At 55.8% G+C, this 26,613-nt stretch carries 22 protein-coding genes; 9 read left to right on the forward strand and 13 right to left on the reverse strand.

Going from position 1 to position 26,613, the window contains the following annotated elements:
- Positions 1–368: 368 nt before the first annotated feature.
- Positions 369–2,162 carry an FAD-dependent oxidoreductase gene (locus JC200_RS06340; RefSeq protein ID WP_274435367.1) on the forward strand — a complete coding sequence of 598 codons (1,794 nt, stop codon included), beginning with the start codon at positions 369–371 and terminating at the stop codon, positions 2,160–2,162.
- A gap of 20 nt (positions 2,163–2,182) precedes the next feature.
- On the opposite strand, the gene JC200_RS06345 is transcribed toward JC200_RS06340, so the two are convergent.
- The 8 genes from JC200_RS06345 to JC200_RS06380 form a co-directional block, all read right to left on the reverse strand.
- Positions 2,183–3,433 carry a hypothetical protein gene (locus tag JC200_RS06345; RefSeq protein WP_274435369.1) on the reverse strand — a complete coding sequence of 417 codons (1,251 nt, stop codon included), beginning with the start codon at positions 3,431–3,433 and terminating at the stop codon, positions 2,183–2,185.
- Positions 3,430–4,521, reverse strand: a complete 1,092-nt coding sequence (locus JC200_RS06350; protein WP_274435370.1) for a DUF58 domain-containing protein — start codon at positions 4,519–4,521, stop codon at positions 3,430–3,432. Before JC200_RS06350 ends, JC200_RS06345 begins: the two co-directional genes overlap by 4 nt.
- Positions 4,518–5,546 (reverse strand): AAA family ATPase, encoded by a 1,029-nt coding sequence (locus tag JC200_RS06355; protein ID WP_274435371.1) that lies wholly within the window; start codon positions 5,544–5,546, stop codon positions 4,518–4,520. Before JC200_RS06355 ends, JC200_RS06350 begins: the two co-directional genes overlap by 4 nt.
- A gap of 24 nt (positions 5,547–5,570) precedes the next feature.
- Entirely contained in the window at positions 5,571–6,641 is a 1,071-nt protein-coding gene (locus JC200_RS06360) for an EAL domain-containing protein (protein WP_274435372.1), read from the reverse strand.
- 239 nt (positions 6,642–6,880) lie between these two features.
- The gene (locus tag JC200_RS06365) at positions 6,881–7,225 is read right to left on the reverse strand and encodes a DMT family transporter (RefSeq protein ID WP_274435373.1); all 345 of its coding nucleotides are present in this window, start codon (positions 7,223–7,225) and stop codon (positions 6,881–6,883) included.
- 4 nt (positions 7,226–7,229) lie between these two features.
- Positions 7,230–8,228 (reverse strand): glycosyltransferase, encoded by a 999-nt coding sequence (locus JC200_RS06370; protein ID WP_274435374.1) that lies wholly within the window; start codon positions 8,226–8,228, stop codon positions 7,230–7,232.
- 14 nt (positions 8,229–8,242) lie between these two features.
- On the reverse strand, positions 8,243–9,469 hold the full coding sequence (locus JC200_RS06375; RefSeq protein WP_274435375.1) for a glycosyltransferase family 39 protein: 1,227 nt from the start codon (positions 9,467–9,469) through the stop codon (positions 8,243–8,245).
- Positions 9,470–9,555: 86 nt separating this feature from the next.
- Positions 9,556–11,262, reverse strand: a complete 1,707-nt coding sequence (locus JC200_RS06380) for a DUF2339 domain-containing protein (protein WP_274435376.1) — start codon at positions 11,260–11,262, stop codon at positions 9,556–9,558.
- A gap of 210 nt (positions 11,263–11,472) precedes the next feature.
- Between JC200_RS06380 and JC200_RS06385 the strand changes: the two genes are divergently transcribed.
- The gene (locus JC200_RS06385) at positions 11,473–13,146 is read left to right on the forward strand and encodes a glutamine--tRNA ligase/YqeY domain fusion protein (RefSeq protein ID WP_274435378.1); all 1,674 of its coding nucleotides are present in this window, start codon (positions 11,473–11,475) and stop codon (positions 13,144–13,146) included.
- A 138-nt stretch (positions 13,147–13,284) separates the two neighbouring features.
- Here the strand turns inward: JC200_RS06385 and JC200_RS06390 are convergent, their stop codons facing one another.
- Together JC200_RS06390 and JC200_RS06395 are read right to left on the reverse strand one after the other, a co-directional pair.
- Positions 13,285–14,895, reverse strand: a complete 1,611-nt coding sequence (locus tag JC200_RS06390; RefSeq protein ID WP_274436481.1) for a long-chain fatty acid--CoA ligase — start codon at positions 14,893–14,895, stop codon at positions 13,285–13,287.
- 65 nt (positions 14,896–14,960) lie between these two features.
- Positions 14,961–16,241: an MFS transporter gene (locus JC200_RS06395; RefSeq protein ID WP_274435379.1), complete on the reverse strand. Its 1,281-nt coding sequence runs from the start codon at positions 16,239–16,241 to the stop codon at positions 14,961–14,963.
- Positions 16,242–16,773: 532 nt separating this feature from the next.
- On the opposite strand from JC200_RS06395, the gene mscL reads away from it, so the two are divergent.
- The 4 genes from mscL (at position 16,774) to JC200_RS06415 (ending at position 21,428) form a co-directional block, all read left to right on the forward strand.
- Positions 16,774–17,223, forward strand: a complete 450-nt coding sequence (gene mscL / locus JC200_RS06400; protein WP_274435381.1) for a large conductance mechanosensitive channel protein MscL — start codon at positions 16,774–16,776, stop codon at positions 17,221–17,223.
- Between the two features lie 64 nt (positions 17,224–17,287).
- Complete coding sequence (locus tag JC200_RS06405; protein ID WP_274435382.1) at positions 17,288–18,478, forward strand: PucR family transcriptional regulator; 1,191 nt, start codon at positions 17,288–17,290, stop codon at positions 18,476–18,478.
- Positions 18,479–18,597: 119 nt separating this feature from the next.
- A complete protein-coding gene (locus tag JC200_RS06410; RefSeq protein WP_274435384.1) occupies positions 18,598–19,743 on the forward strand; it encodes an ABC transporter ATP-binding protein in 1,146 nt (381 codons plus the stop codon).
- A 317-nt stretch (positions 19,744–20,060) separates the two neighbouring features.
- The gene (locus JC200_RS06415; RefSeq protein ID WP_274435385.1) at positions 20,061–21,428 is read left to right on the forward strand and encodes a glycosyltransferase family 87 protein; all 1,368 of its coding nucleotides are present in this window, start codon (positions 20,061–20,063) and stop codon (positions 21,426–21,428) included.
- A gap of 26 nt (positions 21,429–21,454) precedes the next feature.
- On the opposite strand, the gene JC200_RS06420 is transcribed toward JC200_RS06415, so the two are convergent.
- The 3 genes from JC200_RS06420 to JC200_RS06430 all read right to left on the reverse strand — a co-directional run bounded on the left by JC200_RS06420 (position 21,455) and on the right by JC200_RS06430 (position 24,230).
- Positions 21,455–22,255, reverse strand: a complete 801-nt coding sequence (locus JC200_RS06420) for a DUF1345 domain-containing protein (protein WP_274435386.1) — start codon at positions 22,253–22,255, stop codon at positions 21,455–21,457.
- A gap of 133 nt (positions 22,256–22,388) precedes the next feature.
- The gene (locus JC200_RS06425) at positions 22,389–23,555 is read right to left on the reverse strand and encodes a GGDEF domain-containing protein (protein WP_274435387.1); all 1,167 of its coding nucleotides are present in this window, start codon (positions 23,553–23,555) and stop codon (positions 22,389–22,391) included.
- 87 nt (positions 23,556–23,642) lie between these two features.
- Positions 23,643–24,230: a nitroreductase family protein gene (locus JC200_RS06430; RefSeq protein WP_274435388.1), complete on the reverse strand. Its 588-nt coding sequence runs from the start codon at positions 24,228–24,230 to the stop codon at positions 23,643–23,645.
- Positions 24,231–24,520: 290 nt separating this feature from the next.
- On the opposite strand from JC200_RS06430, the gene JC200_RS06435 reads away from it, so the two are divergent.
- The 3 genes from JC200_RS06435 (at position 24,521) to JC200_RS06445 (ending at position 26,505) form a co-directional block, all read left to right on the forward strand.
- Positions 24,521–25,297 (forward strand): dioxygenase family protein, encoded by a 777-nt coding sequence (locus JC200_RS06435; RefSeq protein ID WP_274435389.1) that lies wholly within the window; start codon positions 24,521–24,523, stop codon positions 25,295–25,297.
- A gap of 124 nt (positions 25,298–25,421) precedes the next feature.
- Complete coding sequence (locus tag JC200_RS06440) at positions 25,422–25,619, forward strand: hypothetical protein (RefSeq protein ID WP_274435390.1); 198 nt, start codon at positions 25,422–25,424, stop codon at positions 25,617–25,619.
- 100 nt (positions 25,620–25,719) lie between these two features.
- Positions 25,720–26,505, forward strand: coding sequence for an SDR family NAD(P)-dependent oxidoreductase (locus tag JC200_RS06445; protein WP_274435392.1), 786 nt, complete (start codon positions 25,720–25,722; stop codon positions 26,503–26,505).
- Positions 26,506–26,613: the final 108 nt, after the last annotated feature.

Consider the following 26,613-nt stretch of genomic DNA (forward strand, 5'->3'; position numbering starts at 1 on the left):
GTATAGTAGAAGCCGTCGAAGCATGGTGGAATTTTGATGGAGAAGCCGTGGAAAGCCTGTGTTGTGACTCCACCACAAGCCTCTTAATCATATACTTCATACGACATAGCTATGCCCATTTCGTCCTCTTTGAATTCTTCCGAAGCGCGCGCATCTCCTGCCGTCCTGACAAATAGACGAGACAGAATCACCACTTGTTCCATTCAATTCGACAACTTTCACTGACGAAGCGCGTAGATGTGCCCCAATCAAGTCGAACGAGGTCGAACAAGTCTCTCCCTCCACCGGCCCCCCTGCCACTCCAGCTGCCACCGCCCCCCTAGCCTAGTCGCAATCGACCATGCCTGCGAAGCAGGATGTGGAAGGCAGTGGTCCATTCAGACCGGGTCAAACTACTCATGCCGCAGTATACCCCTGGTGGTATTGTGTTTGCGCAAGGCACACACAAGAAGGAGTTGGCGACTATGCAATCGGAGCAGCAACAGAAACTGAAACTAGTCGTGATTGGCGGTGTGGCACTCGGCGCGGGCGTTGCTGCGAAAGCACGACGCATCAGCGAGGCAGCGGAAATCGTGGTGCTTGAACGCGGCCCGTATGTATCTTTTGCGAACTGCGGTCTCCCTTATTACTTAGGCGGCGTGATCGAGAGCCGTGACGCTCTCTTACTTCATACACCCAAGTCACTTCGCGACAGGTTCAACCTTGATGTGCGCGTGCGGAACGAAGTCGTGAGTATCAACCGAGCCGCCCGCACGGTTCAAGTTCACGACCTAGAGCAGGATACATTCTACGACGAGCCATACGACAAACTCGTACTGGCTGCTGGCGCAACGCCAATCGTTCCGCCACTGCCCGGGCGCGAACTCCCTGGCATCTTTTCCGTGCGGGAAGTCCCGGACGTCGACCGCATGAAGTCGTGGCTCACCGAGTTGTCGGTGAAAAGAGCAGCCGTCATCGGCGGTGGTTTCATCGGACTGGAGGTGGTCGAGAACCTCACCCACCTTGGCATCGCTGTGACACTTGTCGAAAAGGCACCTCAGGTACTGCCACCGTTCGACGCAGAGATGACGGCGCCAGTGCTTGACCACCTCGAGGAACTTGGTGTTCGGGTTGTGTTGAACAACGGCATCACTGCCTTCACCGGCAGCAGCCGGGCGGACGCAGTGCAGTTAGAAAATGGCGACCTCATCGAAGCTGACATGTTCGTCATGAGTCTCGGCGTTCGCCCTGACACCTCGCTCGCCCGCGGCGCGGGACTGACACTCGGCGTGTCTGGCGCTGTCCATGTCAATCAGGAACTGCAGACGTCCGATCCGGACATTTTCGCCGGCGGCGACATCGCCGAACTTCGCTACGACTTGACTGACGAACCTCGATGGATCGCGCTGGCGGGCGCACCGAACAAGCAGGCGCGCATCATCGCTGCAAACGTGTTCGGTGACCAACAAAAGTTCTCCGGTGCACACGGGACGTCAATCGTACAAGTGGGCCGCGTAACGGCTGCGATGACTGGTTGGTCCGAACGCGCCGCAACTGCTGCCGGACTCGACTACCTAGTATCGTACAACACGAGCGGGCACCACGCAGGATACTATCCAGGCGCAGAGGACTTGACGATCAAACTGTTGATGGAACGAGAAACCGGCAAGCTCCTGGGGGCACAAGTGGTTGGCGGCGCTGGCGTCGACAAACGCATTGATGTGCTCTCGGTTGCGCTCTCCGCAGGCATGACAGTCAGTGATTTGACGAATCTCGACCTCGCCTACGCACCTCCGTTTGCGGCGGCAAAGGACCCGGTAATCATGGCTGGCATGGCAGCCGAAAACCTTGTCCACGGGCAGACCGAGGCCGCATACGATGTAACTCACGCAGGTGAGACCGCCACCGACACGACATCACACATAGCGCTGCTCGATGTCCGTCGAGGCGACGAAGTTCGCACCGGAATGCTGGATGGCGCCGTACACATTCCACTGGATGAACTTCGCGGTCGAGCAGGTGAGTTGGACCGGAACAAAGACTGGGTCGTGTACTGCAGGAGCGGGCAGCGGAGTTACTTCGGGACGCGAATCCTGAAAGGACTCGGCTTTAGGAACGTTCGCAACCTCTCTGGTGGGTATGTCGTGGCCCGCATGAGAGAACGCGTGCGCAACAATTCGTGAGTGACATCTGTAACTCATAGCTAGCGTCGCCACAGGCCCGCTTCTCGGAGTGCAGCTTCGACGCGGGCCGCCTCCTCGTGAGGCTGTGGCTTTAATCCGTAGCGCTCTGCGTCATAGCTCCCCGCAAAATCGGGCACCTCCGAGAGGTGGGGCGCGAGTTCCCTTTGCACATAACTCTGCAGCGTTTCGCCGCGCGCAACTGGGTGCAACTTTGCCCTGTGGCGTAACCACCGCGCGACGACCCTGCGCATTGGTGTATGTGGCAAACCACCTGCAGCGCGAGTTCGACGCACTAGCCGCTCTCGCTCCACGGCAATCCCCTGCACATCCGGTTGAGATTGAGCACCTGGAAAGCGCATCCGTAGAAGCACGAACACCACGAGACACAAAGCGGCACCTAATCCAATCCAGCCCCACGGCAGATGCATCCACGCTGGATGAACGACTCTCGGTGGATGCGGCGTGGGCTGAGAAGGCGTCCCCGGGGAGAGGTTGAGGCCCTTGCCGCGGGTACGAAGTGGACGAATCAAGTAGGACAAACCAAACAGCAGCAGGACCACGACGAACCCAGCGGCAAGCGCACGCCAAGTGGTCAGAATCGCGAAGGCCGCAAGTGCAACCACTAAGGCGACGATGAATGCGAAGCGCAAACCAGGGAAAATGTCAGTGAGGATGAACACTCCGAGTACCACTGTGACCAAAGTGAGCAGGGTGACTACAGTGCGCTGGCTCTGGTGGACGACGGCGAGACTTGCCGCCAACATCTGTGCGGAGTGCATCGCCAGCAGACGCGCGACGACTGTCAGCAGACTCAACACCGTCAACCACCCATACAAACCAGACAATCCCCCCTGTGGCGTCACTACCACCGGGTACAACCAAGCAATTGACAAGAGCCCGACGTCCCACGCCAATCGCCCGCCTTGAACCTCGCTTTCAACGACTGCCGTGATTGACCGGATTCTGCGGATTAGCGTAGGGACAAACGCAAGTCCAACCAGAAGTGCTGCAACTCCCCCCGCTTCTAGCGCAGTCAACGCGACAAGCGCGACGGTCAATCCCGCCAGAACCCCACGCCGCTGTGCAGTCGACTGGAAAGAGTCGGCAGACCCCGACCAGGCAAGGAGGCAAGCCGCCACTACCTCTCCGAGGACAACGAGGTGGAGAGAGTGCAACGAAGGGGCCAGTCCGGAAACAGCCAGAGCCAGCGAAACCATAGTTTCCGCAGCCTCGTTGGCAGCCGTGAAGGATACCCTCCAGCCGTTCCTCATGATGGTGACACCTCCTGGGTTACTGAATCCGTGCTTTGCGGGTCGACCCACAGTGTCTCGACCGCATACCCTAGCCCTCGCATCTTCTGCAGTTGCGACCGCGCCCCCGCATCGAGATACCCTGTCACAACGATGACGCGCGCAGGGCTCGCGACTTGACGCACCACTCTGTCGAGGACCGTTGTCAGCGGGTATGCTGGACTGCTGGACAGGCTGCCTAACACGTGCCCCATTTGCTGCTGAGCGCGCGGTGTCCACACTCCTGCAGCTTTGAAAACCGAATCTGCGCTGGATTTACGCCGTTCATTGGCCCAGAACGCGTCGGTGTACAGTTGAAACTGGACGCCGCGCCTCGACAACTGCTCCATGAGCGCATACGTCTGTTCATATACTGCGTCCGCCAGTGACACGCGTCCCTCCCACGGCACGTCCGACACGTGCACACTAGCGACCAACACCACCTCGTGGTTGAGCGAAAGAGCCCGTTCAAGCACAGTCAGTTCCCCTCGCCTAGCCGTGACCATCCACGCAACATCGCGAATCGAATCCCCACGCGCATAGGGTCGAAGGTCCACCCAATCGAGTGAAGTCGGCGCGAGTTTGCGGGTGGAGGCAATCGTCCCAAGTCGATCCAACCGAACGTCCGCAGTTCGTTCACTTGTGCGTCGCGGATGCACGGTAACGGTCAGGAACAACGACACCTTAACCGTATACCGAAACATCGTGAAACCGTCGGAGGCACGTACGGACAGGCTCTGAAGGTGGTGGCGACCACGGCTGACTCCTGTGATTGGCAGACGCAGTTTGACAACCTCATGCGGCCCGAGCGCAAGGGTGTAGGACGCGTCTCCGTCGGTAGCGCCAGTGGAAAACAACCCGTCCGGCATTTCCATTTCGCAAATGACCCAAGGACACGGCAAGGAAGTGGGATTCGTCAGCGTCACCACCGCTTCTGTCTGTCCCTCAAACTCTACTGAAGCGCGGGTCAGCGCGGCTTCCACTGTCAATTTAGGCGCAACGAAGCGTTTCACCATCTGACTCCACACCAGTAAGCCCACAAGCAATGCCGGAACAGCGAGGGCGATCACCGTGACACATCCTCAATTGGAACGTTTACAGTGGCAAGGAGACTCTTCACAAAAGTGTCAGGGTCCAAGGTGGACGTTGCCGGGTCCAGTAAAACGAGGCGGTGAAAGAGAACATTTGTGGCAATTCGCTGCACGTCATCCGGTGTAACAAAGTCTCGATCATTCAAGACCGCAACCGCACGGGCAGCGTTTGCCAGCATGATCATCGCCCGCGGGCTCGCCCCGACCTGCACATCCGCGTGCGTGCGCGTGGCCCGAACAAGGTCAGAAATGTACCCGAGCAGGTCATCAGTCACGTGCACGCTCCGAACGGCTGCCTGAAGCACTGCTTGGTCTGCAAGTGCGTGATCTCCGTCAAGACGTTCGTCCGCTGCCCCGGTGGTTCCTTCTTCGGTCGCTTGGAGCTTGCGTTCCGTCCGTCCGCCGTGCAAGTCCAAGTGCAGCGACAGCATTGAAACGTCGTCGCTGGAACTTGGGTAGCCAAGCGCCGTCTTTAACAAGAAACGGTCAAGCTGTGCCTCAGGCAAGGGGAAAACACCTTGGGATTCAATCGGGTTCTGCGTCGCAATCACCAAAAACGGCTGTGGCAGCGGGTGGGACTCTCCGTCAATCGTGACCTGCCCTTCCGCCATCGCTTCGAGCAGGGCCGACTGAGTGCGCGGCAGCGCGCGGTTGATTTCATCGACTAACAGCAGGTTTGTAAAAATGGGGCCCTTGCGCAGCACAAACTCTGTGTTCTTAGGGTCAAACACGAGACCGCCGACGATGTCCGCCGGCAACAGGTCAGGCGTGCATTGAATGCGTCGAAAGGACAGGCCGAGTGCCTCAGCAAACGACTTGGCAAGGGCGGTCTTCCCGACGCCAGGGACGTCTTCAAGGAGGATATGCCCGCGTGCCATTAGAGCGATGAGGAGGTCATCCGTGGCTCGCTGGAGCCCGAACAGCTGTGTGCCGACAGACCGTTTCAAACGTCCGATGACTTCTTGTGCGGACGAAATAACGCTTGTTGTGATCGATTGCGCCATTGTATTTTGTCCCCTCTTCCCAGCTCAGACTGTCGTTGGCCTACTGGCAGCTTCGATCCGCTCCGTAGGCACATCGGGTGCCTCCCACCCCGGGCGACCGTACCAGAAGCCCTGTTGCCAGCGGTAGCCGATTTGCCAAAGCGTGCGCGCCTCGGCTTCTGTCTCGATACCTTCGGCCAACATCGTCGAGCCGACAGCTGTCCCCTGTTCATAAATGTACGCGGCGATGTCCTGTTTTCTCGTGTCCGCGTCAATCCCACTGACGTACTTGCGATCCAGTTTGACAATGTCCGGTTCGAGCGCCTTCAGCATGTCAACGTCGTTAAAACCTTCGCCAAAGTCATCCAGAGCGCAGCGAAACCCGGTACTGCGGTAAAACGCAAGGATCCGTTGTAGGTGCCTGAGGTCCTCGACTCTATCCGTCTCCACAACTTCGAACACAATGCGTCTGCGGTCAATCCCGACCCGTTCGACAGCCGAAAGCGTAGTCGCAAGACAGTGTTCAGGAACGTAGATTGACGTGGGGATAAAGTTGACAAACACGAGTTGGCCCGGGGGGAGTGCGGCGCCTTCCTCAATCGCGGCAATTCGACAAGCTCTGTCGAGACGAAACAGCTGATTCTGCTCACGAGCCCCGCGGTATAAATCAAGTGGCGAGATCAGGCGGCCATCCGTATCGAAACCCCGTACCAGCATCTCTTGTCCAATCACACGCTCCACGCTCACGTCAACAATCGGTTGCTTCATCATGCGGATCCGATGATCACGAATGATCCCTTCAACAAACAGGTTCGGAACTGACGAGCTGAAGGTTTGCCACGAAACCTCGTCCTCGCCCTCTACGCGACCGTCCGGTAGCCGATTTGCCCACCTCAATTTCCACTTTGCCACGTCATGATGCTCCTCCCAGTACGGGAGAGAGTCATAGGCTAAGTGAAGTTCAAACCACGTATGTAATTCAGCAGTCGTCTGCCAGCGCAATCGGAAGTCTCTGGGCATGGCGTTTTGAATCTGCTCTTGTACATCTCTGTCCGGAAACGCGACCAGGATACCCTGTCCCCCTTGACCACACGCCCGACACTGTGACACATCCACCAAAACGCCCTCCCCTCCATTGTTCTGAATCCCAGTCACCGTGCCAAGTGATTATCAACAACCTTTGCAACTGTCTGTCGATAACTACTAGAACACATTGTACTGTATTCTCCCAGCTTTGGGATGAAGGGTTTCTGATATCGCCAAACTACCGTGTTTTTGCTGCCTCGGCGTCGAGCAGCGGGCCCACTAACGGTAAATTGACGGAACAGGTGCAAAATTCAGAGGAAGGCTTTGGCCTACTTCACGACCAGCGCGACGCCAAACATAATCACCACGACACCTGCCCAACGCCAGGCCGAAACGTGCTCGTGAAACACGAAAATCGCGATCACTACAGTCGCTACGTACGCCAAGCTCTGGAGTGGGTACAGCAGACTAATGGGCATCTTCGACAACAGGTAAATCCAGACCACCGTCGCGAACGCGTAGAGGACAATGCCGGAGAAAATCCAGGGTGAAAGGAGTGCCAAAAATGCACTGGAAATGCTGTGCAGCGACAACTTGGCGACGCCATGTTTCCAAAGCGTCTGCCCCGCCACAAGGAGGACAATGTTGAGTGCGATCAGCAGGTAATTAAGCACGTGGTCACCTCTCCTGAGTTAGCCGCAGCTCGAACATGTCGCGGTGTTGCTTCACGATAGTGTCGAGAATGAACCCACTGGTCAGCGCGTTGGTAGACAGGAGCACCAGACCGACTGCGAGAATTGCGGAAGGGATTTTATGGATTTTTTGAGTCATCAGAAACTCGCTCACAACTGGGATTCCGACTGCGAGTCCTGCCAGCAGGAAAACCAACGCTACGATACCGAAGAAGGAAAGTGGTTTGTAGTCCTTGAAAATCCAAAAAACCGTCTTTAAGACTCGAAATCCGTCCGAAACCGTGTTCAGCTTGGACACGCTACCTTCAGGTCTGTCGCGATAATCAATCGGTACTTCACGGATCGAAAAACGCTTGTCGAGCGCGTGTAGTGTCATCTCCGTCTCAATTTCAAAGCCTTCACTCAGAACCGGCATGTTCTTTACAAAACGACGGCTGAAAGCCCGGTATCCGGACATGATGTCCCGCAACTTAGCCCGGAACAGCCGGTTGATCAGGCCGCGCACCAAGCGATTGCCGGCATCATGCATCGGGCGTTTGTTTTCCTCAAAGTAAGATCCGTTTGACAGCCGGTCTCCAATCGCCATGTCCACGCCTGACTCGACGGCCTGAATCAGTTCGTGCACGAACTCCGCAGGATAGGTGTCGTCGCCGTCAACCATAACGTAGATATCGGCGTCAATGTCTCGAAACATCGAGCGGATCACGTTGCCTTTGCCCTGCCGATACTCCTTGCGCACGACAGCCCCGGCATCGGCCGCAATTTGAGCCGTGCGGTCCTGCGAGTTGTTGTCGTAGACAAAGACCGCGGCCTCTGGCAGCTCACTCTGAAAGTCTCGCACGACCTTCGCGATGGTCGCTTCTTCGTTATAACAGGGAACGAGAACGGCAATATGAGGGCGCGCTGTATCACGGACTGTGTAGTCGCGCACCGCCGCTGTCGTCCGGTTCGGTGCCTCCATCACGAGCTTGTCTCCTCCGTTCATACCTAATGTCCTGCTCACGTGCGCCGGCGGCGGCGAAGAATACCGTCAATCAGCCACTGGAGAACCACGCCAATACCAATGAAAAGGAACGGCATCATGGGGAACGCGTAGCGCGGCAACGGCAAAAACGGCAACTGCGTCACAAGCAAATACAGTGTCAGCCACGGCACCAGACGCAGCCCTTTGCGCCAGAACAGCATCAACACGCCGATGCTGCCGATCACGACCAACACGGGCTGTGCGTACACGACGAGCGGACTTGCGACCAACCACGGTTTCCCGAACAAAAGACCTAATTTGTCGAGCGTATACCATTTCAGTTCAGCGAGCGGGTGCGTCGCAAACCCGTGCTCAGCCATGTGAATCGCCAACTTCTCCTGCTGCGCAGGCGTCAAGCCACGGCCAAGGGTCGGGTTATGTGCAAAGTTCGGGTCCGCACCGAACATGAGCGGGTTGCCTGCGTCTGTATCGGTGAGCAGGATGCGGTGCAACGCTACATAGTTTCGGACCCACCACGGTACAAGTGGGATTAAATAACCGACGACGTGCACGACGAAGCTGATGAAGTTGCGGGTGAACGCAGCAGCAACGCGATCAGCTTTCGACTTGAAGACACCGATCAGCAGTGCGATTGCGCCTGCCGCCACCAGCGGAAACACGGTTGGGCGCACGAGCCCTGCCAAGCCCAGCACAAGTCCGGCGACGAACCACCAAGTGCGTTTCTGCTTCTCCATCGCGATCAGGAAGACCCAAACAAAGCCGACGAGCAAAGGCACGAATACCGGTTCGGTCAGGATTTGCCCATAGGCTCCGTGCGTGGTTGGGTAAAGAATCCACAGCAGTCCGACAATCGCCGCATAGACGCGGTTGAGTGCGCGCCTGCTAATCCAGTACAGGGTGCTCGCCGTGAACGCCATCAGCAATAGCTGCACGACAAAAGCTAAGTGCATACCAGCGTTTGGACTTTTTGAGAGATGGCCCGCAATCCAGTAGCACACCACTAAAAACAATGGGTATCCCGGCGTCACTTGCGCGTCCGGTCCGTATCCCCAATACGTGTAGAAGTGTTTAGTCAGCATGGTGCGCGCGGACAAGTTGTAATGCACAGAATCCCCGTACAGTTGGAAAACCACCGAGTTCGGCCAGACGTGAAAAAAGTAGAGAACGCCGAAAATGCCAAGAATTAAGCCGACGAGCGTGTCCCAAGAGACTCCGTTCGCGACTCCGTCACGTTTCGACAACCTGGGCCCCTCCATCGCGCTTTGTGTTGGTTACTCCCCGTTTATCCTAGCGTACATCGAGGGTACAAGCAATTCCGTAGACCCCCTCACTTTTTTCCGATTCCATAAAAGAGACGCGATGCAAAAACGCCGATGGCGCCGACGCCGATAAACAACACAGCGCGCAGGACAATTGGCACAAACGGCAAATCGACAACCACAAGTTTTGCGAGGGTGATGAACAACAACAGAATGCCCATCGCACGTTCGCGGCGCGTGTCACGACGGACCCCGACAATGACGAGGATAACGGCAAGTATGGCCCACAGGAACGAGACAGCGAGCATTTTAAGGTCACTGTGGAAACTCTGCAGAACGGTCAGCAGGCTGTTACTGAGAAACAGAATGACCACCGCTGGCGCGAACCACCAGAAGACCCGAAGGATGCTCTTCGCAGTCCTGTCTTGCTCCCCCTCGCCCCGGGTGAGCCTCGTGGCAATTACAACGACTGCAACAGCGGAGGCTGTGGCCAAGAGGTCAATCACGAAGTCCTCCCCGACAAACTTGCCAAACAACAGATACACACGCGTTCCACCAGGTGCAACGGACAGGACGAAGAGCCAGGCAATCGCGTAGAGCAGGCATGACATCCACATCTGTGCCCCAAGCCGCAACCAGAGACCGGTTAGGAGCCCGACTGAGCCTTCGAGGATGAACGCCAGGACTTGGTTTTCACCGTGCAGGGCATAGGCGAAGAAGAGCGCTACCGCGAACAGCGCCCCGAGAAATGCTACGTGAAGTCCGTCTCGCGCTTGTTTGCGGAAGTGAAAAACGGATGCCACACCGACATAGGCCAGCCCGAGAAGCAAAAATTCGAGCCTTGCTTCCACGTGTGTCAGGCCTAGCGACCACAGTCCCGTCACGGCCAGGCTGGGGTAGAACATCGCGTAGCGTTCCCCAGCCGCAGGGCGACGCACGAACAGATACGCCGCGACAGCGATGTGCTGCGCAAGTGCAACCCAGGCGAACACGGCATCTACGTGTCCAGTTGTGAGCACAAATACGCACAAGTCAAAATGGAGCATTAGCCACGCGACAAAGAACGCGCCTCGAAACTTCCATGCCATGGCAAACCACACGAAGCCGATCGACACGACCAAGGCATACAGTGCAACGAACACCGGGTCGGCCGGGCGGATGGACAGCATGAGCACAATGAGACTTCCGCCAAGTGTCGCGATTACCGCGAGTGTTTGTGAACGGTGCCGGTTCGCCAGGTACGCGCCTGCCGCAGTGAACAAGAGCCCCAGTGCCACTGCGATGGGTGTTGATAAAATATGATAGAGGTGGTTTCCTGCGAACGTCGTCAGGAGCATGATTGCAATACTCGCGCCAATCAGAACGTCACCTAGCACCCGTCGGCTGCGCGCCAGCTGTAGTTCCCCAACCCCCAAGACTGCGGCGCTGCCAACATAACCCACAGCGAGGCGCGCCTGTTGATTGAGCAACCCTGCCTTGATAGCAGCATCGAACAGAAAGGCGACACCCATCAGAATCGCAATGATGAAGGCGATTGGTAACCAGACCCGGCCGACTCGCTCCCAATCAACCGTAGTCGGCTCCAACGTCGACATCGACGGCATCAGTTGCTGTTGTGGTATCTGCTGATGCGCCGGGTCGGCGGTTTCCTGGTCTGGACGCGTTTCCTCTAGGGCGTCAAGTGGACCGTACTTCGCCTCGAAGGCCGCGACCTTCGCCTCCAGTTTCGCGATCCGCTGCACAATCACGTCGAGTGACTGGCTGGTTCCGTCCATGGCTTCCACCCCTACACTTCGTCGTTATAGCACTGACGATATATCTCACTATATACCAGTACGGGGAATATTGGACACCCACCGAAAAGACCAATGGTCAGACGATATTGCTGTACAGTCAGAGCTTGCAGGCGCTGCAAAGAGGTTTGTTATAATGGCGAAAGGACAACTGGGTAACCCGAGATCCGATTTCACGGAAGGTTGGAATGTATGGAGCAAACACCGGAGACGACAGCCAGCGCATCAGATTTTATTCGCGACATTGTCCGCTCGGACTTGTCCGAGAACCGCGTCAAGGAAGTTGTGACCCGGTTCCCGCCGGAGCCAAACGGCTACCTGCACATCGGACACGCCAAATCCATTTGCATCAACTTCGGTATCGCCGGTGACTTCGGCGGCCGCACCAACCTGCGCTTTGACGATACCAACCCACTCAAAGAAGACAGTGAGTATGTCAAAGCCATCCAAGAGGATGTGGCGTGGCTCGGCTTCCAATGGGATGGGTTGCGCTTTGCTTCCGACTACTTCGAAGAGATGTACGAGCGCGCGTTGCTCTTGATTCGCAAAGGTCTGGCCTATGTCGACGACCAGTCTGCCGATCAGGTCCGTGAAAGCCGCGGCACCTTGACTTCACCTGGACAAAACAGTCCTCACCGCGACCGCAGCGTCGAGGAGAACCTCAACCTGTTTGCACGCATGCGCGCAGGCGAGTTCGCAGACGGTACGCACGTCTTGCGAGCAAAAATCGACATGACGTCACCGAACTTGAACCTTCGCGATCCGGTATTGTACCGAATTTCTCACGCAGTGCACCACAACACGGGAGAGAAGTGGTGCATCTACCCCATGTACGCCTACGCGCACCCACTCGAAGACGCCATCGAAGGCGTCACACACTCGCTGTGCACACTCGAGTTCAAGGACCAGCGGCCGCTCTACGACTGGGTGGTCCACGAGTGCGAGATGCCGAATGTGCCACACCAGTATGAGTTCGGACGGTTGAACCTGACCGACACTGTGATGAGCAAGCGGCACTTGAAGAAACTCGTCGACGAGGGGCTTGTCGATGGCTGGGACGACCCTCGTATGCCCACCATCTCCGGCTTCCGCCGGCGCGGCTTTACGCCTGAAGCCATCCGCTCCTTCATCACCGAACTCGGTGTCACGGTCGCTGGCGGCGAGGTCGATTACAAACTGCTCGAGCACCACGCGCGCCAAGACCTAAACTTGCGCGCGCCGCGGACTTCTGCAGTGTTGCGCCCGCTGAAGTTGGTCATCACGAACTACCCAGAAGGTCAGACGGAAATGCTTGAGGCGACGATTAACCCGGAACGGCCCGAACTCGGCAAGAAACAGGTGCCGTTCTCGCGCGAGCTGTACATCGAACAAGACGATTTCATGGAGGTTCCACCGCCGAAGTACCACCGCCTCTACCCCGGCAACGAAGTGCGACTGAAGGACGCGTACTTTGTGACTTGTCAGGAAGTCGTCAAGGACGATCAGGGAGAAGTAGTCGAGGTGCGTTGCACATACGACCCGGAGACCAAGAGCGGCAGCGGGTTCACGGCGCGCAAAGTCAAAGGGACGATTCACTGGGTCGATGCAGCCACTGCCATCGCGGCGGAGATCCGCTTGTATGAGCCACTGCTGCAGGGTGAATTTGATGCGGAGGCTCCACTCGAGGCGCAAATCAACCCAGCGTCTCTGCAAGTTTGCAACGGCTACATCGGTGTCGACGTGAAAGACGCAGCGCCTGGCGATAAGTTTCAATTCGTCCGCCAGGGCTTCTTCAACGTCGACCCTAAAGACACCACACCAGAGCACAAGGTGTTTAATTTGATTGTATCGCTGAAGAGTTCCTTCAAGGTAGAACCTCAGAAGTGACGTAGTGCCCGAATCGCCGACGGCCTGCCTGAATGGCAGGCCGTTTTGCTGTCAACCGACCAAAAAGCTTCTGTACCACGCCAGATCGACAGTGAGCCTGCGCATGTTCGGCGCAGGCGCACCACCCCCAGTTTCCGCTTATTGCTGTACCTGGATGTCGCGAAACTCATCTCGCAACTTAGCCTTCATGAACTTGCCGGTGGAAGTGCGGGGGATTTCGTCAATGAACACGACATGGTCGGGAAGATACCAGTTCGGGAAACTTCCTGCGAGGTGTTCACGCAGTTCGTCCTCCGTAACCTCGCAGCCCGGTTTCACGACGACCGCTGCGAGTGGACGCTCCTGCCACTTCGGATCGGGTACAGCGACAACCGCCGCCTCAGCGACAGCCGGGTGCCCCATCAATGCATTTTCGAGATCGACAGAACTAATCCACTCTCCACCGGACTTGATTAGGTCTTTCACGCGGTCCGTAATCTTCATGTACCCTTCTTCGTCGATCACGCCAATGTCGCCTGTGCACAGCCAGCCGTCGTCAGAAAAACTGCTGGTGGAGCCCTCTAGGTTGTGATACGCCATCGTGATCCACGGGCCACGCACCTGAATTTCCCCCATCGTCTCACCGTCCCACGGCGCCTCGACACCGTCACGCACAATCCGCATCTCGACAAAGGGAACAGCCACTCCTTGCATGGCTTTGCGTTTGTACTGCTCGTCTACTGAGAGGTCTTCCATGCCAGCCTTGAGAAAGGATGCAGTTGCAAGGGGGCTAGTCTCTGTCATCCCCCAAGCGTGCTGGACTGTCGCTCCGTACGACTCCAGTGTTCGCATCAGCCCTTCCGGAATTGCCGCGCCACCAACGGCCATCCGCAAACCGGAGACGTCCCATCGTCCCGGATTATGCTCGAGTGCCTGCGCGATACCCAGCCAAATTGTCGGAACGCCAGCCGTGCAGTTGACACCTTCTTCTGCAAACAGGTCAAGCAGACTTTGTGCATCGAGATAGGGACCTGGATAGACCTGCTTTGCGCCGACAGTCGTCGCGGCAAAAGCAAATCCCCAGCCGTTGGCGTGGAACAGCGGCACGACTGGAGTAACTGTATCGTGCATGGAGATGTTCAATACGTCGGGCATCGACTGCACCAAAGTGTGGAGCACGAGTGCGCGGTGGGAATAGACGACACCCTTCGGTCTACCTGTAGTCCCCGACGTGTAACACATTGCTGCCGCATCAGTCTCCTTTAACTGCGGCGCTACGAACGACCCGTCCGCCGTCTTCAACAACTCCTCGTAACTCTCGTACGAAGACGTGTAGGGATAAATGGCAGCGCCCGTCAAGGGAACAACAAAGACCCGTTCGAACGGCGCCTTGTCACGAAATTTCTCAAGTAACGGCAACAGAATATCGTCGACAATGAGGAAACGGTCTTCGGCGTGATTGGAGATGTAAGCGATGTCATCAGGGGCGAGTCGAAGATTGAGCGTGTGTAGCACACCGCCAGCTACAGGAATGCCAAAGTACGCCTCAAGGTGCGCGTAGTGGTTCCACATCAGGGTCGCAACCCTGTCTCCAGGCTGCAGACCGGCCTTCTGCAACGCTTCTGCCAGTTGCCAAGCACGACGCGTAAAGTCTGCGTACGTGTAGCGGTGCAGAGAGCGGTCCGGCATGCGCGACACAATCTCCATTTTTTTAAAATAAGTTCCAGCACGGCCCAGTAGGTGCGTCAGTGTCAGCGGGTACTCCATCATCGTCGACTGAATCATGAAACGTCGCCCCCTACAATTTGAGTGACTTTTCTGATTGATAACTAACACTAGAATACACTCGCATTTGACACTTGTGTACTCTCCACGGCAAGCCGTCTGGATGTTATGCTCGGCACAATCGATTGATAGAGGAGGATGCCTCCGGTACCGAGAACCAGACAGATGACTGCCATCCCCCAGGACGGCACTACCGCCCCCAGCGCCACGCCGAGCGAGGTCAGCAGTTGGGTACCTTGAAACGTCATTCCGTTCACGGCTACATAGGCGCTGCGTGCGCGTTCCGGCGCCAAGTCGCCGAGATACGACTGGCGAATCGGCGCATTCGTCACCTCGCCGACCGTCGCAAACGCCATGGCTATAAGTGCGACAAATGGTGTCGAAGTATAGGTGATCACTGTATATCCCGCAGTTTGTAGTCCGAGCCCAAGCCACAGCGCCCACCGCTCTGACCGCCCACGCGTGAAGCGGACCGCTGCCGTTGCGAGCAGCACCACAAGAATGGTGTTTTCCGTCCGCACCCAGCCAAGCAGTTTGACACCGTCGACCCGCAAAACAAAGTTGTGCCACGCGACAAGGGGTTGACTGACGACCGATTGCGCGAAGTGCACACCAATGTAACCCTGCATCTGAAACTCCCCGTACATCGTCAACAAGCCAGCCACGATGTATCGCAAAAACACTGGGTCAGATAGGACACCGCGGTAGCTGCGCAGCATCCCCAGTATCGGATGCACCGACTCGGGCTGCGTCGATGGACGATACGTCTCTTCGATCAACAGCAGGGTCGACAACCAGGTGCCGAACACTACGACCGACATGGCAGCGAACAGGACAAAGCGATGCGTTTCAAACAACAGTGCCCCTACGCTTGTGCCAACCGCCATCGTGAAGTTGACCATCCAGTAAAAGATGGTGTACATCAGCGTTCTGTCTTCCGGACGCGTGACATCAAGCAACATGGCCTCTTCTGCAGGCCCGTAAATTCCCCAACACACATTGGTCGTAAAGAATCCCACCAAAGTTAACAGCGGTGAATTGACCTTTGGCAGGTTCGCCACCGCCATTGCGATGTATGCGACGAGAAATGCCAGTTCCGCCACGAGCATCACTTTGCGCCGTCCCACGCGATCCGCGTAATAACCGCCGATAGCGCCACTAAACAGACTGGCCACGATGGCGAGGGCGAGGACAATTCCTGCTGTGGTCTGACCAAAGTTGTGCGCGAAGTAAATCGCCATAAATGGGAACGTCGTCGCCTGCGCGGTGCTGAAGGCAAAACCGACGATGATTCGAATCTTTACATTGCGGTGGAAATCGCGAAACCTCAATTTTTTCACTCCTTGGTTTGTTGCCACGGTGCACCTTGTAGCTGCAAGAGACGCAAAAAGGCCACGGGCTCGGTGATTCCCGTGGCAAATAAAACGCCACAGGTCTATGCCCGTGGCGTCAACGAACTACTGCACTGATTTCGGCTTGAAATTCAGCGCAAGTGACGCGAGGGCACGTAGTGATGTGTGTAAGTCCGTCCATAGCGCTGTTGACGCATCGTGTCCTCGCTCCCTTCTCCGCTCAAATCTTTCGGCGCTAGCGTATCACAGCTTCAGTGGTGACCGCAACCCTATGAGAGCGCATTTGATAAATGAAGTTCCGGATGAGCACCTTCATCCCAGACCCCCAAAACTGGAACTTTCGTCCAGATGAGTATGGGCACGTCGCATTTTCCCCATGATGAAGATAACCGTCAGCTAACATACTGTTTAAATCCTGCTGTGTGCATATACCGTCTTTTCTATTAAGCTTTACCTGCTATGCTGATAGCAAGAGTTCGGCTGCAAGATTTTGCTTAGGAGGAGTCAAGCGATGTGGAAAGAGTTTCGAACGTTCTTAATGCGAGGCAATGTCATTGACCTCGCCATCGGTATCATTATCGGCGGCGCCTTCGGAAAAATTGTGACCGCTCTGGTCAACGACATCATCATGCCGCCCATTGGTCTGTTGCTCGGACGAGTAAACTTCACTGACCTGTATATCAACTTGAGTTCAAAACACTATGCGTCTCTTGCACAGGCGCAGGCGGCGGGAGCACCGACCATCAACTACGGAGTTTTCATCAACACCGTACTCAACTTTCTGATCGTAGCGCTCGTCATCTTTTTGACCATCGTAAAAACCAACCAATGGTTCGCGAGTCGCAGAAAGAAACCGGAACCTGCTAGCCCCACAACAAAACCTTGTCCATACTGTTGTTCAGACATTCCGCTTGCGGCCACCCGCTGCCCGCAGTGTACGTCTGTGCTGGATGCTTCCTAAGCGTTGCCGTTCGATCGATGATTGAGGAACATGTATGCATGCATGCGCGAAGGAGTGTCTTCACGTGAACGACTGGTTCCAGGCTCTGCACCACTTTCAAGCTCTGACTGGGCTAACTCCGAAACTGTATCAGCGCTCGCCCCTGCAACCTGTCACTGCGCCTGGAACGTGGTGGTCAACACCGGCTGAAGTGCCAGACACCACTGTGCACTGTGTGACGCTGTCTGTAACGGACTACGCGGCTTTCCTTTCTCCTGTTGAGAAACCGCTTCGCGAAGCGCTTAGCTGGATGCTCTGCGTCGGCAACCCTGAGTCCGCCAAGTCCCTGTCGTCACTCAGCTGGACCCTGCAACGATGGCGTAAGGCGTCCGATGCACAGCTGGTTGCTGCCGTCACACGTGCAGCTGCAGGTGCGCAAACTGAATCCGTATTGCCATCTGACGACAGTGCGAATACGAGCGACCATCTGAGTTTGCCTGCCCCACTACCCGCAGAATGGGCGCGAGCGAACGGTTACCTGTTGTGGATTCGACTTGTCGTTCCTACACCCAAAGACGTTCAGACTAGCGAAACAGCATCGAACTTTGCAGACATGCGCGCGGTTGTCGAAGACGTCCTAGATGCGTTTGCCCCCAGAGGGTGGCGTGAATCCGGCGAGGATGGCGTGCTGTTGTGGGTTGGCGATGACACCCTCACAGAGTACTCCGACCGTGATGACGACGATGCCGGGGATGACTTGGCGTACAGGACGTCCTCGACACTCATCTGGCGTTTTGCATCCGACCTGTTACAGGTACTCGAGGAAGATGCCTTGATTACAGCTACAGTGTTCATCGGCCACAAGTGGCACGGGAGCGGGCCAGTAACTGAGGAAGCAAACGGACTGCTAGCGAGTCTGGTACTCGCTCTGCGGTCGCAAGGGGCAAGCCTGCGACGTGATCGCGTTGTCGTATTCGGGGAGCAGACTCTGGTACACGCTGTTCAGGCGATGACACAAAGTGGCAAGCGGATGCTTGCTGAGATGTCAGGTGACCTGGAAGACGCGACAAGCGACCGCGGCGAACTGAGTCAGACACTGCAGGCGATGATGGAAGCCAATCTCAACGTGAGTGAAGCCGCACGTCTCCTCTTTGTGCACCGCAACACCCTCATTCATCGTCTCGAACGCATTCGCGAAGCGACGGGTCGCGACTTGCGTCGCTTCGACGATGCGGCCTCACTGCTCATGAGTCTCCTCGCGAAACGGGCAGAGTGAGCTCTGCCTGTTGTGCACTGTGCCCTTCCTAAATGTCCAGATCGGTGCACCTTGCCTATCGTCTGATTCTGTACCCTTCGCTATCCTTAAGGCAACAAAACCTTCAGGAGGACGATTCTATGGCGGGCGTACAGCTAAACCACATCGTGAAAAGCTACACCGGGAATGTACAGGTCGTAAAAGACTTTCACCTCGACATTGAGGACAAAGAGTTCGTTGTCTTCGTCGGTCCGTCCGGCTGCGGCAAGACCACGACACTCCGGATGATTGCAGGACTTGAAGACATCACTTCTGGCGACCTGCACATTGGCGATCGACGCGTGAACGACGTACCGCCGAAAGACCGCGACATCGCGATGGTGTTCCAGAACTACGCCCTTTATCCGCACATGTCTGTGTACCAGAACATGGCGTTTGGACTCAAACTACGCAAGATGTCAAAATCAGACATCGATACCCGCGTACACGAAGCCGCCCGCATCCTAGACATCGAGCACCTCCTCGACCGCAAACCGAAGGCGCTCTCCGGGGGACAACGCCAGCGCGTTGCGCTTGGCCGCGCGATCGTGCGCGAGCCTCAAGTGTTCTTGATGGACGAACCGCTGTCCAACCTCGATGCTAAACTGCGTGTGCAGATGCGCGCGGAAATCCGCAAACTCCATCAGCGCATCCAGACAACGATGATCTACGTCACGCACGACCAGGTAGAGGCTATGACGATGGGCGACCGCATTGTCGTGATGAATGACGGGATCATCCAGCAGTGCGATACGCCGGACCGCGTGTACAACCACCCGGCTAACCTGTTCGTCGCAGGCTTCATCGGGTCGCCTGCAATGAACTTCCTTCATGGTGAAGTCCGCGAGGAGGGTTCGAAACTCTACTTCATCGCTCAAGGTGTCAAGCTGCTCGTCCCAGAAGGTCGGCACAAGCGGATGCTGAGCGGCGGCGTGAGCTCGCGCAAAGTCGTGCTCGGTGTGCGCCCAGAGGACATCCACAACGACGACATCATGAAGTCGACTTACCCAGATGCCCTGGTCACGGCACAAGTCGAAGTCGTGGAGCACATGGGCTCGGAGATTTACCTGCACGTCTCAGTGGCCGGAAGCACTATCATTGGCCGCGTGAACCCGCGCTTTACGTACACACCTGGTGATTCAGTGGAGCTCGCATTCGATATGAACCGCGTGCACTTCTTTGACGAAGACACTGGCGTGGCGATTGCTGTCGCTGAGCACGAAACTGCCACACCAGTGAACGCCTGACGTTCTGCCGATTTGACCGCCGGTTCCGGCCGAGACTCTAGGAATCCGCAAACTCCAGCTCGCAGTAGATGCAAAATAGCGGGCCTGTATAGGGCTCGCTATTTGTATCTCCGAAACACCTCCGCAACAAACTCTCCAACAGCGACACTGGTGTCGCTGCCAATTGTTGCTTCCCTTCAGGGCCTCGTCACACCCCCATCCCCTTACTATCTCTGACTTCCTTCAACACTTCTCCACGAATTCGTCACCAGTCTTTCAAGGATGATCGCTATACTTTTTCATGAGTTTGACTTACGATGTGGCCGAGGGGGAGACTGGTGGGACATGTAGGAACAGAAACACCCCATAACCGAACGATTCAGGGACAGAGGCCAAACAAGGTATTGAGCCTGAGTATGCTCGTCATTGGCTTTATTTTGCTTTACACAATTGTCTTAGAGTGGCGTGGTCTGATGCGTATGCATTTTGTGCAATATGACTACGCATTTTTCTACTATGCCTTTGACCAGGTGTTGAACCATCACAGTTCGTTCGCCTCGCTCTATAACCTGCGGGTTCAGACGATATGGCTCAAAGAACTGCACTACCCTTTAAATTCGTATAACCAATATGTCTACCCGCCACAGTTCGCCGTGCTCTTTGCTCCGCTAGGTGGGCTTTCATTTCACCAATCCGCAGTGGTTTGGATGTTCATCTCAATAGCTGCCTACTTTTTGGCGGTGTTCTACCTGGTGCGAATGCTGTGGGGAAAAGTAAGGCGCATCCACCTTGTAGCTCTATTCGTGATTGCCGCAGCTATGACACCGTTCGAAATCGACGCGGCAGTCGGCAACATCAACAGTGTCTTGTTCTTTCTGGTTGTCTACGGATTCTATCAACTCTACTACCGCAAGCGCCCGCGTGTGGCAGGAATTTTATTCGGACTTGCGGTGCTGATGAAAGTGACGCCTGTTGCGATTCTCCTCATCCCGCTGATCCGCAAACAGTGGCGCGTGGTTATCTGGACGGCCATCTGTGTAATCGCGGGAACGCTGGTGACGACCTTCATCATCGGCTTCGGTCCGATTTGGCAATACGTGTTGCACTTTAGTGCGTTTGGACAAACCAGCATGAAAAACGGACCGGCCCCTTACAACCAGTCCATCATCGGAGTCGTCGGTATGCTCCAGCACAACGGCTGGTTGTTCGGAGGCAAGCTCGTGCAGGACATCATCTACCTGGCCTTCGTGCTTTGGGTGTTGCGAACGCTTTTGGTCCGCATCCGCCGGATGCCAACTGCGGACTGGCGGCTGGATATGAGCCTCGCGATTATGCTCCCGCTACTGTTCTCCCCACTCGATGAGCAGATGCACATGCTCTTCGTCATCCCGTCTTTGATGATGTTTGTCCACTTCATCACGGATGTAGAGCACCCGTCGTTTCGCACCGGACAGCAAGTGAATCGCAAGCGCTTGGCCGTTGTCGCTGTACTCGGCATCGGCATCCTGTCCCTGCCGGCGACGTTCGTGTTAAACGTCATCACCGGGCATTTCCAGTTTCTCGCCTGGATGCATGCACAAATGTTTTTTGTGCTGATCCTCACATTCATCACGATTGTGAAGCTCTACCGGCAAACATCATCGCTGCCGCGCATTGTCCCTGGCGTTTTTGGTTCGAGTACAGTGTCACGCCGGGACGCTCTGTAATCGCGGACTGCATCTAAGTCTCCGCCCTACGCGATGTTGATTGCGCGGGCGGCAAGAACTGCGACCACGGCGAGCGAAATGGAGGACTGCGTCATCATCAAGACTTTCGCACGTTTCGATAGCACCAGCGTATCCGTGGGGCTGAACGCGGTATTTGTGTTGAATGCGAGAAACAGATAATCGACGAAGGCAGGTTGCCAGTTTTTCACGCTGCGAGTCTGCATCGTGTTCTGTGGAAAGAGGAAATCAGGCCCCTCCGGCCGATGATGGTGCCGTCGAGCTGGACCACCTTGGTCGACTTCCCAGTACCATACGGAAAACACGAGAATGTTCGCCGACCAGAGTAAAATTGCATTGCGAAAGAGAGTTACAGCAGATTGCGCTGTGTTGTGAAATAAAGCACCGATCAAAAAGACTGTGCTGGTCATGAGCGCAAGCGTCATGACGGCTGTGATGAGGAGTGCAACTCTCCTCGTCCAAACCTCACTTTCCTGGGCGGCTGTCGCATACAGGACGACCAATAACGCCGCTGTGACAAACAAAACGGTCCACCGCGGACCCACCGTGAGGTTCTCCGACAGGGCCGCGATGAGCCCGCCGACAAACAGTACTGCAAGCGTAAATGGCCAGCGCCGAACGCGTCTGGCCACATTCTCGAGTTCTATCAGGTCGTCATGCAACTCGTGTTCAACTGTCTCTACAAAGTGGTGTGATTGATGACCTGAATCGTCGCCCGGTTGAACTGACTGATGTTGTCCATTTACCGCATCCGCTCGATCCCGCTGTTCTCCCGAATGACTCGGCTTTGATGGTGGCTTTTGCTCCATATGTTAGGGCCCCTCTGTCCGCTCCGACATCTAATCGGGCTCATCCTAACCGAGGTTGAGCAGAGTTGCAAGTGTTTTTCAGAGCTTCGCTAGTGGTTTCTGGTACATGCCGTTGTGACTCCGAGGGTGCAATTCAGACGTTGTAATCACTGCGCGAGGGCTCGCGTTGAACGCTTGGCAGGAACTCTGTCGCATGAGAGTTCCACTCCCACTCGACACGGTTTCTTCCGAGTTCCTTAGCGCGGTACAACGCCCTGTCTGCGCGCTTCAACAGCGATACTACCGTATCTTCGACCCGCAATTCAGCGATTCCCAAACTCACCGTGACCTGTCCGACATCAAAGCGTTGCTCCGCAACTTTCCCCCGCACACTCTCTACGAGGGTGATTACCGCATCACGAGGCAGTTGCGGAACAACAAACAGAAACTCGTCCCCTCCCCACCTGCCAAATACGCACGTCGGTGGAATCGTTTCTCGGACTATACGTGTCACAGTGGTGAGTACTGCGTCACCCGCGTCATGCCCAAACCTGTCATTTACCTGTTTGAACTGATCAACATCCATCATCGCAATAGAGAGCATGTTCTCTGTCTGGCGTGCACGCTGAAGTTCGCGGCCAAGCGCAGCCTGTGTAGACCTGCGGTTCGGCAGTTCCAACAGGAAGTCCGTGTTCGCCATCTCCTCAAGGTGCGCCGCGGATTTGTGTGAAAGCAGATAGAGACCCAACAGGCGTGAAAAAACGCCCATAAATACGATCAACACGAATTCCGCAAGGTCTGCTTGCGAAAAGAACAGCAGCGCTTGTTGACCTTGAGGGTTGGCGATGTCTGAGACTACGTAAACACCGCTAATAGCTGCCCAAACCGCAAGGACGGTAACCGAGAGAACCGTGGCTAGCCGACCGCTGAACAGAACGAAGGAAAAGACGATGCTGATGGTCACCCACGGAAGCATCCACAAAAGTTCCCTGAGAAGGTCTGCGCTGTCCAAAAAGACCAACAAAGACAATTTGAACGTCAGTCCTACCGTGATGGACACATAGGCCACTACGACTACCAGACGCAGACGATGTGGCCATTTCCAAAGCACAACCCAGAGGGCTAGGGAGCTGAACATGCCAACTGGCGTCCCATCCAAGCGAAGTACATTGCCTGATCCGTAGCGCAGTGCCAGCAGCAAGTGGATGACACTAGCGAGGAAAAATGCTCCGAGCGCAAACTTCATAAACCGGGCGACAGCCTCTTCAAACGTCCCATCGGGACTGAAAAAACGGAGGCGCCGCCCAGATCGTTTGTCCACACGTACGACCCCATTCCAGCCAGCGAGATCGCTGTCAGCCCATGCTGTCTATTCTGACAACACTCTACAGATTTCTACATCCGGAAGTCAATCGGATTCTGTCGTCCAGTACACAGTTTTCTCTGCAACGGGCGCTCGATGTGCCGGCGACTCCATGGCCCGGGCTGGATAACCCAAGTAAATGAATCCAACCACCTGACCTGTCTCTGGAAGTTCAAACAGTTGCTTCATCCTTGCGTGATAAGCCTGCTGACCCGTTCTCCAGATGGCCCCGTAGCCGAGCGCATGCGCTGCTAGCAACATGTTCTGTGCTGCAGCCGCTCCGGCCGCAACTTCCTCGACCCACTCCACTCGGTCACTGTCCGAAGGAACGACTGCCACGGCGATAATGACGGGAGCGCGATATGCCTTCGCCATCGCTCGTTCCCGGATTTCCCGCTCTACGTCTGAAGTAACCTCCTGGCCTCCGGCAATGGCGATGTCTCCAAGCGCCGCGCCCAACCGCCTGCGGCCTTCCCCCTTTAGGACAAAAAACCGCCAGGGTTCCGTACGGTGGTGATTCGGAGCGCGCGTCCCCGCCAATAAAATCCGGTCAATGTCCTCATCTCCAGGAATTCGGTCGGCCGCTACCGCCCCCGTACTTCGTCTTGTCAAAATTGCTTCGAATGCGTCCAATGGGAAACCTCCTGTTGATGCAGACAACGTTGCTATCCGCCTACTCAGTCTAAACATTATCAGATTTTCAGCCGACACAATAGACGCAGACGGGCTGCAATGCACTATAAATGACTCCGTTTCGATACTTCTGAGCTCTTATCTTTGCCTGTCTCAAATTGTTGTTGACTAAAAGTAAGGAACCGCTGTAAAGTAACCCCATTAAGATTCACCCGAACTTCGAACGTCTGGACGACTTGACAGTTCAATCATCAAGCCCAAGTCTGCGTCATATAAAGGAGACAGTGAATATGATTCCCTCTCTGTTTATCGCGCATGGTGCCCCGATGCTCGCAATTGAGGACAATGAGTACACTCGGTTCTTGAGTCAGTTGGGTAAATCCATGCCTCGCCCGCAGGCAATCGTCATTTTCTCCGCACACTGGGAAGCAGGAGTGCAAAAAATTAGTGCGGTTAAAGAATACGAGACGATTTACGACTTCGGCGGTTTCCCTGACGCCCTTTACCAAATTAGGTACCCCGCACCGGGCAATCGCAAACTTGCAGGAGAAATCGAGCAAGTGTTCTCTGCTAACGGCATCGTATTTGACGTTGACAGCTCCCGCGGCCTTGACCATGGCGCATGGGTCGTTTTGCGTTTGCTCTACCCTGACGCCGATGTACCCGTCGTCTCGATGTCCGTAAACCCTAACCTTCCCCCAGCAAGCCAGTACAAAATCGGGCAGTGCCTGTCAGACTTGCGCAAGCAGGACGTGTTAATTGTCGGCAGCGGCGGCACGGTCCACAACTTGCGTGCTCTCGATTGGCAGAGTCAGCAGCCAGTTGCGTGGGCTGCTGAATTCGATGATTGGCTAGGGACACACCTGCAACACTGGAATTTGGACTCTCTCTTCGCGTACGAGACCCTAGCCCCAAATGCGCGACTTGCAGTGCCCCCCTACGGCAAAGAACACTTCGCCCCACTCTTGTACGCGATGGGAGCAGCCGATGACACTCGTTTTGCAACACTGTTGCACCAAAGCTATCAATACGGCAGCCTCAGTCAAAGCGTCTGGCAGTTCCATTAATGAGTTGCAGGAGGGGAAATCTGCAAGACTAGAGCCCATCTCAAACGACCGTGTTGTAACGGATGCCGAGTTCAAGATAAGATAAATAGAACAAAACGATTTGTCGTAGCCAAGGAGGACACCCATGAGTGAAGTTCGGTATGTCTTGAACGTAATTGTATACGAGGACGGTCATCGCGATGTCATTTGGGACTCCTCCGTGTCCATGGAGGACTGTTACAGGGAGTTGAAACAGGTCACAGATGACCTAGAAGAAGCGCTGGGTATGAATCCAACTCCCACCCCGCCGAAGAAGCAGGCAAAAATCACGCGCCTTAAATAGTCAGTGACCACTTGTCCCGATACCGAGCCGTAACTGCTCCCGGCACTGGGCTACCCTCAGACACGTGAGCAGGAAACAGGTTGAGATGGGAGACGAGAAGATGCCAAGCGTTGTCGTCACAGGGAGCAGCCGCGGACTCGGATTTGCCATGGCGCAAGAGTTCTTAGCTCGAGGATATCAAGTCACGATTTCTGGCCGCAACGCAGACACGCTCGCAGCTGCACAAACCAAGCTGGCAACCTCCGGAGACCGCCTGCATGCTGTGCTCTGTGACGTGCGCGAGCGAGCGCAGGTCGAGCAGCTGTGGCACGCGGCAACTGCCCGGTTCGGATCGGTTGATATCTGGATCAACAACGCTGGCATCAATCAGCCCGACCTGAACTTGTGGAATATCCCCCCAGCCGCCGTCCACGCAGTCGTCGAGACGAATTTACTCGGCACGATTTACGGGTCACAAGTCGCCGTACAGGGGATGTTGCACCAAAGGACGGGACGCGTATTTAATATGGAGGGATTCGGCAGCAACGACATGCAGCAGGCTGGCCTCAACCTGTACGGCACAACCAAACGCGCCCTCACACACTTCACCAGCGCACTCGCCAAAGAAACGGCAGACACGCCCGTCAAAGTGGGTTTGCTCAGTCCGGGTATGATGGTCACTGACTTCATCACGAAGGCAGAAAGCGTGATTAATGACCCAGAGCGCTCCCGCAAGGTCTTTAACATTCTCGGCGACAAGCCAGAAACCGTCGCTGCGTTTCTGGTCGCAAAGATTCACGCAGGCACGCACAACGGTGAGAAAATTGCATGGCTCACCAAGCGAAAGGCCGCCTTGCGCTTTATGACGGCCGCGTTCCGCAAGCGTGACTTGTTTTCGGAACATTGAGTAGAAGCGATTCGCGTGATTGCGGTAGCTCAAACCCGCACGCAAGTTGACTTCCCCCTCCAAGCCTACGAGCCTGCCGCCACTTGTCGACATTGCACAAACTGCCGG

The sequence above is a fragment of the Alicyclobacillus sp. ALC3 genome (genome assembly GCF_028751195.1).
Classification (GTDB): Bacteria; Bacillota; Bacilli; order Alicyclobacillales; family Alicyclobacillaceae; genus Alicyclobacillus_L.

Coding starts and splice junctions, on each gene's coding strand:
- JC200_RS06345 (WP_274435369.1), bottom strand. CDS start 3,433: ATGAGGAACGGCTGGAGGGTATCCTTCACGGCTGCCAACGAGGCTGCG.
- JC200_RS06355 (WP_274435371.1), bottom strand. CDS start 5,546: ATGGCGCAATCGATCACAACAAGCGTTATTTCGTCCGCACAAGAAGTC.
- JC200_RS06370 (WP_274435374.1), bottom strand. CDS start 8,228: ATGAACGGAGGAGACAAGCTCGTGATGGAGGCACCGAACCGGACGACA.
- JC200_RS06380 (WP_274435376.1), bottom strand. CDS start 11,262: ATGGACGGAACCAGCCAGTCACTCGACGTGATTGTGCAGCGGATCGCG.
- JC200_RS06385 (WP_274435378.1), top strand. CDS start 11,473: ATGGAGCAAACACCGGAGACGACAGCCAGCGCATCAGATTTTATTCGC.
- JC200_RS06390 (WP_274436481.1), bottom strand. CDS start 14,895: ATGATGGAGTACCCGCTGACACTGACGCACCTACTGGGCCGTGCTGGA.
- mscL (WP_274435381.1), top strand. CDS start 16,774: ATGTGGAAAGAGTTTCGAACGTTCTTAATGCGAGGCAATGTCATTGAC.
- JC200_RS06410 (WP_274435384.1), top strand. CDS start 18,598: ATGGCGGGCGTACAGCTAAACCACATCGTGAAAAGCTACACCGGGAAT.
- JC200_RS06420 (WP_274435386.1), bottom strand. CDS start 22,255: ATGGAGCAAAAGCCACCATCAAAGCCGAGTCATTCGGGAGAACAGCGG.
- JC200_RS06435 (WP_274435389.1), top strand. CDS start 24,521: ATGATTCCCTCTCTGTTTATCGCGCATGGTGCCCCGATGCTCGCAATT.
- JC200_RS06440 (WP_274435390.1), top strand. CDS start 25,422: ATGAGTGAAGTTCGGTATGTCTTGAACGTAATTGTATACGAGGACGGT.
- JC200_RS06445 (WP_274435392.1), top strand. CDS start 25,720: ATGCCAAGCGTTGTCGTCACAGGGAGCAGCCGCGGACTCGGATTTGCC.